Source organism: Desmospora activa DSM 45169, from assembly GCF_003046315.1.
GTDB classification, from domain to species: Bacteria; Bacillota; Bacilli; order Thermoactinomycetales; family DSM-45169; genus Desmospora; species Desmospora activa.
This window is the reverse complement of sequence record NZ_PZZP01000001.1, coordinates 1,018,142-1,032,264: the sequence shown is the minus strand read 5'-3', so window position 1 is coordinate 1,032,264 and position 14,123 is coordinate 1,018,142. Positions and strand designations below refer to the sequence as shown.

13 protein-coding genes are annotated in these 14,123 nt (G+C 49.7%); 4 read left to right on the top strand and 9 right to left on the bottom strand.

All coding sequences use genetic code 11. The features are described from left to right. Positions 1-313 precede the first annotated feature (313 nt). The gene (gbsB, locus tag C8J48_RS05080; protein ID WP_425430445.1) at positions 314-1,534 is read right to left on the bottom strand and encodes a choline dehydrogenase; all 1,221 of its coding nucleotides are present in this window, start codon (positions 1,532-1,534) and stop codon (positions 314-316) included. 75 nt (positions 1,535-1,609) lie between these two features. Further along, complete coding sequence (gene betB, locus C8J48_RS05075) at positions 1,610-3,076, bottom strand: betaine-aldehyde dehydrogenase (RefSeq protein WP_107725260.1); 1,467 nt, start codon at positions 3,074-3,076, stop codon at positions 1,610-1,612. A 263-nt stretch (positions 3,077-3,339) separates the two neighbouring features. On the opposite strand from betB, the gene cudC reads away from it, so the two are divergent. The 3 genes from cudC (at position 3,340) to C8J48_RS05060 (ending at position 6,088) form a co-directional block, all read left to right on the top strand. Next, positions 3,340-3,891: a choline uptake/conversion transcriptional regulator CudC gene (gene cudC / locus C8J48_RS05070; RefSeq protein WP_107725259.1), complete on the top strand. Its 552-nt coding sequence runs from the start codon at positions 3,340-3,342 to the stop codon at positions 3,889-3,891. Between the two features lie 14 nt (positions 3,892-3,905). After that, a complete protein-coding gene (locus C8J48_RS05065; RefSeq protein ID WP_245891067.1) occupies positions 3,906-5,543 on the top strand; it encodes a high affinity choline transporter 1 in 1,638 nt (545 codons plus the stop codon). Positions 5,544-5,722: 179 nt separating this feature from the next. Further along, a complete protein-coding gene (locus C8J48_RS05060; RefSeq protein WP_107725258.1) occupies positions 5,723-6,088 on the top strand; it encodes a hypothetical protein in 366 nt (121 codons plus the stop codon). A 242-nt stretch (positions 6,089-6,330) separates the two neighbouring features. Here the strand turns inward: C8J48_RS05060 and C8J48_RS05055 are convergent, their stop codons facing one another. The 6 genes from C8J48_RS05055 to C8J48_RS05030 all read right to left on the bottom strand — a co-directional run bounded on the left by C8J48_RS05055 (position 6,331) and on the right by C8J48_RS05030 (position 12,084). Next, positions 6,331-6,708 (bottom strand): hypothetical protein, encoded by a 378-nt coding sequence (locus tag C8J48_RS05055; protein WP_107725257.1) that lies wholly within the window; start codon positions 6,706-6,708, stop codon positions 6,331-6,333. Between the two features lie 348 nt (positions 6,709-7,056). After that, positions 7,057-7,413 carry a hypothetical protein gene (locus C8J48_RS05050; RefSeq protein WP_107725256.1) on the bottom strand — a complete coding sequence of 119 codons (357 nt, stop codon included), beginning with the start codon at positions 7,411-7,413 and terminating at the stop codon, positions 7,057-7,059. 241 nt (positions 7,414-7,654) lie between these two features. Next, on the bottom strand, positions 7,655-8,965 hold the full coding sequence (locus C8J48_RS05045) for an anti-phage deoxyguanosine triphosphatase (RefSeq protein ID WP_107725255.1): 1,311 nt from the start codon (positions 8,963-8,965) through the stop codon (positions 7,655-7,657). Positions 8,966-9,012: 47 nt separating this feature from the next. Continuing rightward, the gene (locus C8J48_RS05040; protein WP_245891066.1) at positions 9,013-9,684 is read right to left on the bottom strand and encodes a class I SAM-dependent methyltransferase; all 672 of its coding nucleotides are present in this window, start codon (positions 9,682-9,684) and stop codon (positions 9,013-9,015) included. A 48-nt stretch (positions 9,685-9,732) separates the two neighbouring features. Continuing rightward, positions 9,733-10,359, bottom strand: a complete 627-nt coding sequence (locus C8J48_RS05035) for a PadR family transcriptional regulator (RefSeq protein ID WP_211316586.1) — start codon at positions 10,357-10,359, stop codon at positions 9,733-9,735. 117 nt (positions 10,360-10,476) lie between these two features. Continuing rightward, positions 10,477-12,084 (bottom strand): gamma-glutamyltransferase family protein, encoded by a 1,608-nt coding sequence (locus C8J48_RS05030; RefSeq protein WP_107725253.1) that lies wholly within the window; start codon positions 12,082-12,084, stop codon positions 10,477-10,479. A gap of 152 nt (positions 12,085-12,236) precedes the next feature. Between C8J48_RS05030 and C8J48_RS05025 the strand changes: the two genes are divergently transcribed. Next, entirely contained in the window at positions 12,237-12,980 is a 744-nt protein-coding gene (locus C8J48_RS05025; RefSeq protein WP_245891065.1) for a M23 family metallopeptidase, read from the top strand. Positions 12,981-13,017: 37 nt separating this feature from the next. On the opposite strand, the gene C8J48_RS19050 is transcribed toward C8J48_RS05025, so the two are convergent. Next, positions 13,018-14,040 (bottom strand): SRPBCC family protein, encoded by a 1,023-nt coding sequence (locus tag C8J48_RS19050; RefSeq protein ID WP_107725251.1) that lies wholly within the window; start codon positions 14,038-14,040, stop codon positions 13,018-13,020. Between the last annotated feature and the right edge of the window lie 83 nt (positions 14,041-14,123).

Genomic DNA, 14,123 nt, shown 5'->3' with positions numbered 1-14,123 from the left:
CACTCCCGCCTTTCGGTATTTACTATGTACTTTTCACAAGCAATCGTTGGTAATCGGATGATCCTGACTCGCGTGATAACGTTTACATAACTGAAAATTGACACACTTCATAGCTATTATATGAAGAATCAAAACCATATACAAGAATATTGTGATGATTGGATGATATTATCAGATTTTTTCCTCCAAGCGAATAGAAGTATCAACGCTATACATGAAAAGTGGACGTCTCTCCATCAAACAACCAACCCTGTGCCCGATGATGGGAAACAGGGTTGGTTGTACTGGTTCACTATGCCTGTTTTAAACTCGTTTATCGATTGTACAAACGGGACGGGATCGTCGATTCCTCCAATTGGAGACAACGGCGGTAAATCCATTTGTAACTTTCCAAGGTCAAGGTTCGAGGGTTACCGATGGTTTGTGGATCGTCAAAAGCTGCTTGGGCGTAACGATCAATCGCTTCAGGGTTCACTCCCTGCTGCAATAGCGTCGGAATTTCCACATCGGCCACCAGCCGTTCCACCTCGACAACCGCAGTTTGCGCCGCCTCTTCCACCGTCATCCCGGCGGTATTCACCCCCAACGCCTGAGCGATACGGGCAAATTTATCCGGGCATCCCATCCAGTTAAACTCCATCACTGCGGGCAACATCGCGGAGACGCATTGGCCGTGCATCACCGGCACCATTCCCCCCAAGGTTTGTGCCATTGCATGAGCGGCACCAGCGGAGTCACTGCCGTAGGATAAACCCGCCAACATCGCCGCCTGGGCCATACCGTAGCGGGCTTCGATGTCTTGCCCATTGGCATAAGCGCGTCGCAAATATTTCCCCACGTATTCAATTGCCAACAGTGCGACGGCATCGGTGATCGGTTGGGATTGGTGCATGGTATAACATTCGATCGCGTGAGACAAGGCGTCGACACCGGTAGCTGCTGTGATGTGTGGCGGCATAGAGAGATGGAGCTCAGGGTCGATAATGGCCAGATGAGCCGGGATCAACGGCCCGCCGGTATTAAATTTAATCTCCCGCACCGGGTCTTTGATCACCGCCCATTGCGTCACTTCACTGCCTGTACCAGCAGTGGTCGGAATGGTGGTCAAGGGCGGAATCCGTTTTTCCAGGGGTTTCCCTGTATCTGATGCTTCATATTGAAGAACGGGTTCCCCATGAACCACCTCAACCCCGATCGCTTTGGCCGTATCCATGGAGCTGCCGCCTCCGACCGCCACCAAGCCATCACAGCCCTGTTCTTGAAAAAACGCGCTTCCTTTTGCAATCAGCTCTGTGTCCGGCTCTCCTTTAATCTCATGAAAAATGGTGAGATCGATTCCCGCTTTTTTTAAGCTGTCGGCAATTGGATCAACGATCCCCGCTCGATAAATTCCTTGATCCGTCACAATCATCGCTTTGGTAACACCGAGGGCTTTTACTTCTTCACCTGCTTGAGCGGCAACTCCGATCCCGGATACCACTGTGGTGGGCATCACAAATTCTTTGCGATCGATCATCTGTTCAAAACGCATCATGATTGCATTCTCCTCCTCATCGTAAGTGGCCACTTATTCCTAAAGCGAATATGTCCGATAAATGGGAGTCCCCCTCTAAAACCAATTCATCGGATGTGGCTTTAGGTTTTGGAAGATGTGTTTCTGTTCGGTATACTCCTCCAACCCGGTTTTACCCAGTTCACGGCCGATTCCGGATTGCTTGTAGCCTCCCCATGGCGCTTGCGGAAAGTAAGGGTGGAAATCATTGATCCAAACGGTTCCCATCCGCAGCGCTTTTGCCACTCGCTGTGCTTGATTAAGATCCTGAGTCCAGACCGCACCAGCCAAACCGTAGATGGAATCATTGGCCAGACGGATCGCTTCCTCTTCTGTACGGAAGGTTTCCACCGTCAAGATAGGGCCAAAGGTTTCCTCCTGTACAATCCGCATATCGGAGCGGCAACCGTCAAAAATCGTCGGCTCCAGGAAAAATCCGCGCTGCAATTCCTCCCCTTGCGGTCGCCTACCACCGATCAGAAGCTGGGCGCCTTCCGCTTGCCCCAGTTCGATATACCGTTCCACTTTGGACCGATGCTCCTCCGAGATCAGCGGCCCCATCTGAGTCGATTCCGCCAGTCCGCTACCCAGACGAATCTTTTTCACCCGGTTGACCAATTCTTCTACAAACCGATTATGAATACTCTCTTCTACCAGCAGGCGGGCACCGGCTGAACAGACTTGCCCGGCATGAAAATACACCGCATTGAGCGCATAGTCGACGGTTGTTTCAAAATCACTGTCGGCAAAAACGATATTGGGATTCTTCCCGCCCAGTTCCAAGGCGATTTTTTTCATATTGTTGGAGGCGGCCTGCATAATCTTGCGACCGGTCTCAATGCCGCCGGTAAAGGAGATCAGATCCACTTGCTCGGATTGGGACAAGGTTGCTCCCACCGAATCTCCCGGTCCTGTCACCACGTTGACCACACCTTTGGGGAAGCCTACCTCATTCAACAGTTGAGCAATCTTTAACGTTGTCAGCGGAGTGATCTCACTCGGCTTTAAAACCATGGTACAACCGGCAGCCAAAGCGGGAGCCAATTTCCACGATGCTTGCAGCAAAGGAAAATTCCACGGCGTAATCATCCCACACACGCCTACCGGTTCACGTACAACTCGACTTACCGCACCATTCACTGGCGGATCAATCTCTTCGCCGCCGTCTTTGTCCGCCAAACCGGCATAGTATCGGAAAACATTGGCGATATCCTCCATATCCGCTCGGCTCTCTACCAGCGTTTTTCCGGTATCCAATGTCTCCAAATAAGCCAATTCTTCCTGGTCGCGATCGATCAACCGCGCCACTTCAAACAACTTCTTACCCCGCTCCGATGCCGGTCTATGGGGCCACTCCCCTTGGTCAAACGCCCGTCGAGCCGACTGAATGGCACGTTCGGCATCTTCGTGCTCCCCTTCGGGAACAACGGCGATCTCCTCTTGGTTGTACGGATTAATCACCGACCGCGTCTTACCAGAACGGGCATCCACCCACTCTCCGTCGATATACATCTTCCACGCCAATATTGCCACCTCCATTATTTATTTTGTACAGTTTTTTCTGTATAGACCGTTTCTTTTGTAAGGATAACACTCCATTTGTGGCGATGCAACAGGTTAAACTCCTCTCATCACGTCTCAGACAGGTCAAAGGCTTTTGACATCAATGACGGCTTTGGTAATATAAATGACAACCGTTCAATCAATTCCGTACAAACGAATCATATTGAACGGAAATCGGGTATACTAAGGGTTGCAGGCCAATTGTTGTAAGAGGAGTGGCTAGAATGGAATCACCAAACCAAAAAATTGATGAAGCCCGCCAGGAGTATATCGAATCCCTGGCAGAGACAATGGAAATGTATGGCCTAAGCCCTTCGATGGGACGTTTGTTTGGCATTATGTTTTTCCACGATGAACCGATGACATTGGATGAAATGCGCACCCAAACCGGGATGAGCAAAACCAGCATGAGCACCGGTGTCCGTGCGCTCTCTCGCTTAAAGCTCGTCCACAAAAAATGGCAAAAAGGCATCCGCAAAGATCTATATGAAGCAGAACACGATCAATTTCGCTCTTTTGTCGATTTTTTTGCGCAACAGTGGGAGAAAGAAATTGAAATCAATCAATCCAGTTTACGAAAAACGGAACAAAAGCTGCGCGCGCTCAGGGATGATCCCCAACTCTCCGAGGAAGATCAAGAGCAAATATTGCGAGATCTGGAAAAGCTGGAGCAAGCAAAGCAATATTACCAATGGTTACGTCATCTGGTTGACGCATTTGAGAGTGGAAACATTTTTAAACACGTCCCCATACCCGACAAATCTGATTCATTCTAGGAGTGATGTCCGAAATGTCATCCCGTTCCAACGGCAACAATCGTTTTTTTACCCCTGGTAAACTGGGGATGATCGCACTTTTATTGGTCATTGCATGCATCGCTGTCTATGCTTCTGTTACCGGGAAGGACATTCACTGGGGCGCACTTATCACCATGCTCATCTTTTATGCGTTGATGTATTATATCGGGGCTGTTACCGCAGGACGGAAGAATGACAGTTTACGCGATATGATGCTGGCCGGTAGAAAAATCCCCCTCTGGATCGCCATGTTCACCATGGCAGCCACATGGGTCGGCGGTGGCTATATCAACGGCACCGCCGAAGCCACCTACGCTTCCGGTCTCGTCTGGGCCCAGGCTCCTTGGGGATACGCCTTAAGCTTAATCATCGGCGGAATCTTCTTCGCCCGCAAAATGCGCCGATACCAGTTCACCACCATGTTGGATCCGCTGGAGGCGCGCTTTGGCCGCAAGCTGACCGGCTTGTTGTTTCTCCCCGCCCTAGCCGCTGAAATATTTTGGAGCGGTGCCATTTTAACCGCTCTGGGGACCACCTTTGGCACATTGTTGGGGTTGGATTTTACCACCTCCATCATCTTGTCCGCCACCATCGCCATCGCATATACGGTCGTTGGTGGACTATGGTCCGTCGCATACACCGATGTGTTACAATTCTGTATAATCATAATTGGTTTATATCTGGTGTTCGCTTTTACAATTCAGGATACGGGCGGAATAGGAATCACTTGGTCCCAATACACTTCCGGTATGGAAGAAATGGGTCGTAATTATGCCAATCTATTTCCGCCCTTAGATGGTTGGCGCGATCCCGATTGGGGCTGGTATTACTGGAATTGGTGGGATTATGCGCTATTGTTGATCTTCGGCGGAATTCCATGGCAAGTCTATTTCCAACGGGTTTTATCCGCCAACAGTGAACGATCGGCGATGTGGCTATCCATTCTTGCCGGTTTCTGGGCCCTGGTGGCCGCCCTTCCCGCAGTGATGATTGGAACGATCGCTTTTAATGTCGATTGGGCGGCCATTGGGGTCGGGGAACCGGAAAACCCGGCCATGATTCTACCTTATGTGATGCGCTACTTGGCTCCGGAATGGTTGGCCGTGCTGGGCCTTGGCGCCTTGGCCGCAGCCGTGATGTCATCGATCGATTCCTCGATTCTGTCCGCTTCCTCTTTAGCCTCCTGGAATGTATACCGTCCGCTCATCAATCCGCAAGCAACGAGCGAACATCTGCAAAAAATCATTAAACGTTCTATCGTTCTCGTCGGTGTAGCGGCAACCCTTATTGCCTTGAATGTACAGAGTGTCTATGAGCTATGGTTTTTATGTAGCGACTTTGTCTACTGTATCTTGTTCCCGCAACTGACGATGGCGCTCTTCTGCAAAGGAGCCAACAAATACGGTTCCGCCGCTGGCTTAATCGTCGCCTTTATTCTTCGCTTCGGCGGCGGTGAACCGGTTCTGGGTATCCCCCAACTGATCCCCTATCCCATGGTAGAAGATGGAGTCGTATTGTTTCCCTTTCGCACCTTAGCGATGGTCTCCAGTTTGATCACCATCTATCTCGTTTCCAAGCTAACGGCGAAGATCTGCCCGCCACTGCCTTTGAAAAACCTGAAGAAAATCTGATAGCCCAACGACGAAGACCCTTGTGCACGGCGAGGGTCTTCGCTCTTTTGAAAAATAGATAGCCAGCCGTTTTTTCACCGCCTCCAGGGATTGTTCCTAACCTCATCTTGACTTACCATGGTTGGTGGGCGGGTTTGACCAGCCCTCATGATTGAGACAGCATAACAGGGGGGCACAACATGAGAAAGCTGGATATCCAAGTCGATATCTCCGAAGAATATCAAATGGCGGATAAAAGCCAGTTTCACCATGAACTTCGCAGTCTGTTGGAAAAATACTTTGCACTCAATTCCATTCATATTCGCAAAGAAGTGCACACGGTTGAAGTAGCGCAAGTAAACATTTGGCAGGAAGAAACGATAAAACCAGCGGTATCGGAGCCAGCAATATCGGAGCCAACGGTATCAGAGTCAGCGATATCGGAGATTATTGAAACCATCGAAATGGAACGGGAACCGCTGGTGCAAGTTTTTGATTCCACTGAAAACGAAACCCAACTACCGAAACTGCAACCCAAAAAAACACCTGAACCGGATTATTACTGATAAAGAGCGCTCCCTGCGGGGAACGCTCTTTTATTACACTGCTTGGCTTTACAAGCGCGTCACGATATTTGCTCGGCGATCGCTGCATGGTAGACCATGTACATGCCGAGGCGTCTTGTGTTGCTAGTACGAAGGTCAAAAGGACAGCGATGGGATTCCATCGCTGTCCTTTTGCTTCCACTTTGTATGATCGCCGACGGTACTACTCCTCATGAAAAACCAAAATGATCGTTATCTTTCATTTACGATATCGAGTGGCTCATCCGCTTAACACTGCCCACAGTTGCAAACTTCGGGGAAAAATAGACCCAGCGAAGTAAGCTTTTATAGCGGGATCGAAGCTCTTCCCGATAGGTTGAAAAGGACTCTCCTTCTAGATATAGGAGACTAAAACAACTGAGTGAAAGAAAACTAACTACCTCATGAACCTGGGGATGACATTGAGCCAAATCATAATGGTGGATGCGCTCCTGTAACCATTGGGCTTCACGCCAAACAGGCAACACCGCCTCACGCGCAACCGGCTCCTTTAGACGAAGAAGCGTTTGCACCGCGTTGTCGATGCGTGGAAAAACCTCTTTTAACTTTAGGTTTCGATGGTCTTCACCCACCCTGACCATGAACCATCCCACCTGACTTTCAAAATTCGTAAAACTTCACGGAATTAAAACAGGTAAATGTTTTATCTTATCCAGAAACAATTTCGACTCTTTTTGAACGCATTTTGAATTCCTCGTCAAATTTCGCTTACTTTTACGCCTTCTACAAGAAAGACCTACAGGAGATTCGCCAAGCGCTCCATAAGAAAATCCATCATTATCATCGATTCCGTCTTAAATTTTTCTCAAAGAACTATAGGTACAATATATCATCTCTACTTCAGGCCTTCAAGAAGATTTCTGGGAAGAAAAATCTTCTTTTCCAATCCCGACAAGGAAAGATCAATCCAAGAAAAATTAAAACGCTTTTTATCCCGTTCCCATGATTTGAATCACTTTAACCCAAGTGCCGATCATACAGGTACCATATCGATCAGGGGCTTTTACCGCGTATATCGTCACACGGGCTCCATCCCGTCGCAAAGTGTGTAGCTGCTCAGGAGTACCGTCCAATTGAAACCGTTTCCCTTCTGCAGTCTCCAACACCCAGCATCCTCCTTGGATATCCAATAAACGCATCGTACCGGACAGAACAAATGGCTCCTCCCCAGTTTGGGACGCAATCACTTCCGCTAAGGTTGATGACGCAATCCAATTCCATTCCATTCCAACCAGTCCCCAGACCAGAACCGCTGCCAGCAATCCCGTAAAACCTTTCCAGAGCATCTAAACCACCTCCACATCGATATGATGTGGAGGTGAGTGGGCCGTTATACTGAATACCGTCTTTCCGCCTTCCTATCTTCCCTCCACCACTCTTCACTCGATCCTTTCTATGTGTGGCAGATGCTCATTCGGATAAAGTTGAATTAATTTGTGGGGCATTTCCCACAAATGGGCTTCGCTGAACATCACCCAATTGCGCGAAATTGATCCCCTCCTGGATACGATCCAAGTCATCGGGGTACTAAAGCGTATAACCGGAGCCGTACAGTTTCTCTGCCATTCGGATGGCGAAGGGATCAGTCATACCGGCAATATAATCGCACACAATCCGTTCTTTCTCTTGTGGCTCCTCCTCAATGCGATAGCGATCATTAAAAGGTAGCAGTTGAATCTCATCGGTGATCGCCTCAAACAGCGATCGTACAATACGCCGACCTTTAAACGACATCGCTTGTACAGAGGGGGAGCGAATCACCCGCTCATCCACCATCAGCTTTAGCCGTTGGTTTAATTGTTGCAGGCTTTCCGGCAGGCGTGCTCGGTATCGGATACGAGGGGAGAAAGCGGAATCCCCCTCCTCGCTGATAGTAAGGTGATTGACAAAACCGGAAATCAAAAAAGCAAACAACTGCTTCAGGTCGTGTTTAAAGTCCGGGTGTCGGGGATGCAATCGGTCCAACATCTTTACGGCATCATCCCACTCTTCCCACTTACCCGCTTCACCGTTTTGTCGGAGCACTTCTCGCAGTTCATCCAGATGAACCCAGCCGAGATTGATGGCATCTTCTAGATCGTGTGTGGCATAAGCCACATCATCTGCCAGCTCAATAATGGAACATTCCAGGGTGAGTCGGCGGCAACGTTCAACACCGGGATGAACGGGGTCCGGTTCCCGTTCCAAGTAAAAAGCGCGTTCTTTTACCGAAAACGGAGCTAATACCCACGTAAAGATATCACGATCGACACCAAATACACTGGCTTTCGGTGGATGCTTTCCGGAAACGGTGGGATCGACAATCGCCTCCTCCAACACCACCGGATACTTCATTACCGAAAGCAGCAATCCCCGAGTCAGATTCAGTCCCCGGCCTTGTCTTCCCTCTAACCGGGACAAAATGCGGAAGGTTTGGGCGTTCCCTTCAAATCCCCCATGGTTGTGCATACAGGCATGCAACGCCATCTCACCGTCATGGCCAAAAGGGGGATGCCCCAGATCATGAGCCAACGCTGCTGCTTCGATCAAGGAAATATCGATTCGGCAGCCGTTTTGGCGCAACGCTTCCGTCCGTTGATTGAGTGAGTGGGCCATGCCCCGGGCAATCTGCGCCGCTTCCATGGAGTGGGTAAGCCGGGTACGATGAAGATCACCTACATCCACCCCAATTACTTGCTTTTTAGACTGTAACCGGCGAAAGGACGCACTATGAATGATCCGACCGTGATCCCGTTCATAGTCATCCCGAATCTCCAGGCGCGACCGGGATACATCCGGATATCTCCGTTCCCGATCCGCCTCTCCATAAAAGCGATTGGTCTGATTCGACAGATACATGGCCCCGCCTCCTCAACAGGGATTATCCATCCCCTTTTCCTACCATCTTATCGTTTTTGCAGCCATACCTCCAACCCGATCTTATCCTGTTCAATGCGACAGGTTTGAAAACGGCTCTTTGTCACCATCTCTTCAAACTGATCCTTGGTATAAGCGCGTTTGATCAGCATTGACCGAAACGTCCATTTTGTCATCAAAGCATTGATCCCCGTCATGCCTAAGTCTTCTTCCACATGTTGATCCGTCACTTCTTTGGAAACATCACCGCGTAAATCGATGATCACCGCTTTACCACCAGCTTTAAGTACACGATTTATCTCGTCAATAGCAACAATCGGTTGGGCAAAGTTTTTAAAGGCCGCGCGACAGATAATAAAATCAAAGGTCTCATCGGTAAAAGGCATCTTAGCAGCATCGCCTAAACGAAAATCAACTTCTACCCCTTCTTCCCTCGCTTTGGCTTCGGCGATTTCCACAAACTTCTCACTGATATCTAAGCCGGTGATACGGTAGTCCCCCATTTTCGCCAACGCTATCGCTAAATATCCGGGTCCTGGGGCTAATTCAAGAATGTTTGCCCCCTCAGACACATGCTCCGTTACTTTTTTGGCATCATTTTTGTAATGTGCGATATCCTTGGCGGTGTTTTTGGCATACCAGGTAGCGATAAAGCCATTCATACCGATACCTTTATAACCTTTTTCCGTTTTTGCATCCACGATTAAGCCCTCCCATTGATTTTTTTGGACAGCCAAAAATACGGACATTCACCTTCTGGAATCATGCTCCAGATCAGACGGATCAAAATTGCGAAGCCATTCCTCACTCCAGGTGATCCGACCGGAACGGAGATCCTCGATCAATGCGCGAACCCACTTTAGCTCGGCTTCAATCGTAATCACCAGATATTCGCTCTCTAGCAAAAACAGCCTGGGAAGGAGGTCTCCATATTGTTGCAGCTCCGACTCAATCTGTTCCTTTTTGGCAATAAGAGCGGATACTCGTAACTCCAATTGTCGCTGTGCGTCCGCTGGCGTCAACAACGGCAAAAAAGAGATTGCGGCCGGGAACAATGGATACTCCTGTGCTGGTGTGGATAACATCTCCCGCAACCAATTCAAAGCGGTTTGAAGCCCGTTGTGAGTTAATCGGTAGATGGTCCGTTCCGGACGATTCTCCTCGCGCAAGGTCTCCTGCACTTCGATGAGCTCCGCCCGCTGCAATTGTTTAATCGTCTGATACAAGCTTCCGCGACGTTGTACGTTGACAACCTGATCCTTGCCACGTTCTTTAATCAGTTGCTGTATGCGATACGGATGCATCGGTTCTTCATAAAGAAGCGCCAATACGGCCAAGGACAGGGGTGAGCGTTGAAATGTGCGTGTCATAGTCATTATATTACTAGTCATTTTACAACTATGTCAAGAGCTCATAAAAAACCGCCTCCCATATGGGAAGCGGTCAGGTGTGATTTTATTGCATGACGATAAAAGTTCAATAGACCCCATTTCTCAAAAGGCGGCAACACTTCCATCGGTACGTGGCTCTGTAGCAACAGCCAATACACCCGCCTCATCACGTCGAATCAATTGGCCACGCCCAAACGGACCGGCGTTTGGTGCAATCCGAATGTCATGTCCTTTTTCCAGTAACCCCTGTACAATCCACGCCGGCACTCCCCTCTCCACTTGTACGGTTTTTCCTTCGGTCCAACACCATCGCGGCGCATCTAGGGTACTTTGTGGGTTTAAATGAAAGTCAATCATATTCATCACCACTTGCAAATGCCCTTGGGGCTGCATAAATCCTCCCATTACCCCAAACGGCCCAATCGCTTCCCCAGCCCGCGTCAAAAAGCCGGGAATAATAGTATGATAAGTTCGTTTGCCCGGGGCCAAAACATTGATATCATCCGGATCGAGGGAAAAGGTATGACCCCGGTTTTGTAGCGCAATCCCTGTATCAGGGACGACGATACCAGAGCCAAAGCCCATATAATTGCTCTGAATGAAGGAGACCATATTTCCCTCCCCATCCGCCGTGGCCAGGTAAACCGTCCCGCCGGCATCCGGCTTCACCCCATGATAGGTACGGGCTTCCTCTCCCATCCGCGTCCGCTGTTCCCGGATAAATGCATCGGATAAAAGTTTCTCCACCGACCATTTCATCTTATCTGGATCGGTAATTGTCTCCTTTCCAATGGCAAAAGCCAGCTTAATCGCCTCTATCTGCCTGTGAAAGGAATCAATCCGCTCCCGGGCCACAAACTCCCGCTCCTCTAACAAGCGTAAAGCGAGCAGTGTCACCAGTCCCTGTCCATTAGGAGGAATCTCCCACACCTCATGGCCGCGATAGGAAACCGAAATGGGATCCACCCATTCCGGTCGATAATCCGCAAGATCCTCTCCTCGTAACATGCCACCCGTTGCCCGAGCATGAGCATCGATCCGTTCTGCCAGTTCTCCCCGATAAAATGACTTTGCCCCTGTCTCCGCGATCTGCAGAAGGGTGCGGGCATGGGCGGGAGAACGCCACAGCTCTCCTTCCCGGGGAGCGCTTTCTTCCGGTGCAAACACCTGAAACCATTCCTGGTAAAGATCCTCATTCCACCGCTGTTTTGCGGTGTGGACCGCACGAGACCAATAGTTGGCCAACACCGGTGACAAGGGATATCCTTCTTCCGCATAACGAATCGCCGGTTCCATCACCTGCTTCAGCGTCAACTTTCCCCAGCGCTCCACCAATGCCGCCCAAGCAGCAGGGGCTCCCGGCACCGTTACCGGCAGCCAACCGTATGTCGGCATCGACTCCAATCCTTTTCCTTTTACCACTTCCGGCGTCAACAACTGGGGGGCAGGCCCACTGGCGTTAAGTCCATGCAGGCGTCCACCGGTCCAAACCAAGGCAAACGCATCTCCACCGATGCCGTTGGAAGTGGGTTCTACCACCGTCAGTACTGCCGCCGTCGCCACCGCCGCATCGATAGCATTCCCCCCTTTGCGCAAGATTTCCAACCCCGCCGCAGCCGCCAGGGGTTGGGATGTGGCCACGGCACCGTTTTTGGCGTAAACCGTCATTCGTTGTGAGGGATAGGGATAATGGGTAGGAGTCCAGTCCATATGATCATCCTTTCATGATTTGTTTTCATCGTATTGCAAAATTGCAGAAAAAGAAAGCGAACCCATACGTGGCCGAGAAGCATAACTTTCAAAACCGTTGTGGAAACTAGGCTATATATTGCGAGATCAAAATGAAAAGGAGAACAGCAAATATGAAATCGATCTTTGGCAAAATTGCAGTTGTAATTGTAACCCTTTGCCTTCTCTCCGCTTGTGGCGGGCTACAAAAAAGTCAAAATAAAACTCCCCCTCAGCCAACAAGGCAACTGACTGACCGCAATGCACAACCAACCCAACCTTATCCCATCAGAAATGTTCCCGATACCGACCAAATATTTACCAAAACGGAGTTTATCCTGCCGATTAAAGAAACTTGGTACGTATTTTGGGGTGGTACAAACAAACGGGATAATTACCACTACGCGTATGAGAGTCAACGGTATGCAATCGATTTGGTGATTCGAAAAAACGGCAAATCTTATCGTGGTGACAAAAAACAGAATCAAAGTTACTATGCCTTCGGTAAAGAAGTGATTGCCCCGGCAAAAGGAACCGTAATCCAAGTTGAAAACGATGTTTCGGACAATAAGCCCGTTGGCAAAATGAACCCCGACAAGCCCTTCGGCAACTATGTAATGATTGATCATGGAAATGATGAATACAGTGTGATCGGCCATCTAAAAAAAGGCTCCCCTGTAGTCAACGTGGGGGATACGGTTGAACAAGGAGACCTTATCGGCCTTTGTGGCAACTCCGGTAATTCCAGTGAGCCCCACATTCATTTTCAAGTATCCAACTCATCGATGCTAAACCAAGGCCAATCCATCCGAATTCGTCTTCGAGACAATGTTAACCCGACACGGGGGCAATATGTACAACCAGCCACCGGTATTTAAAAAAAGGAGCGGTTCGTCCGCTCCATCTGCCTTATTTTCATGATGATCCTTCACTTTTATGAAGAGCAAAAACTTCCGCATAAGCTTTGCGCAGCTCAGTCGAGTTGTGCGGCCATTGCACCGCTTTGTCGTCCAGCACCATGTGCAGAGCGGTTAAGCAGCGATGCCAACCAGCTGCGGTAGGAGCCGCCATAGATCGATTATCAAAGATATGGGTGAAAAGCAGTAAACACCCCGTGCCGACAGGCTGTAATTCAAAGTGGATCCGATCATCGATCTCCGTGAAGGAGAAGAATCGCGGTGGATCCAGCTGGGTAATCACTCCTTCGTATATCGCTCCTTCATTATCATCAAAGCCAATCTTGCCGCCAACTATAAGCTCCATCTCACCAGTTGCAAAGGGATACCACTGACGAAATTGGTAGGGTTCCGTTATTCCATGCCATACTTTCTCCGGCGGGTAAGGGAAAAAACGCTCAAACCGCAAGGCGCAACGACCGTCGATTTCGTGTAAAGTCCCATCCAGTTTATGAGCGAGACGTTTTTCATACTCGCCTTCGATCCGAGTATGCACCGCCCAAAAGGAACGCGGCTCCCGTCCAGACAGACGATCCTCGAGGATCGTAAGGTGAGTGTGCCAACCGCTGGCGACACTTCTCATATCCCGCTCGACGAGGCGGCGGTGTGTCAGTACGAGGATCACATCCTCATCGCGGGGAATCAGTTCAAAGGTAACCTCTGACTCATCTTCTGCCCCCCCACCCCAGGTATAGCTCAACAGACGGGGTGGCTCACAGCGTGTAACTTTGCCGTAATTGGTATGCCCTCCCTCATATTGTTTATACCGGGCCGGTGTCGGCTCTACTTGCGAAGATAAGTCGGCATGACGGAAATTTAACTCCACCCGCCCACCTACATACAGTTCCATCTCCCCAGCGGCAAGCCACTTCCCTCGTTTCTCCGATTCCGTCAGAAACGACCAGACATGTTCAATCGGACCGGGCAACACGCGTGTAAAACGAATGGTGCCAGCCTCTGTGATTACACCGTATTTATTCATCACTTTTCCTCCTCACCTATCTGTCCATTGCAGACTTGTACAACTCATGTACCGGGACATCGTCCGTCAATCTACAGTGAAAG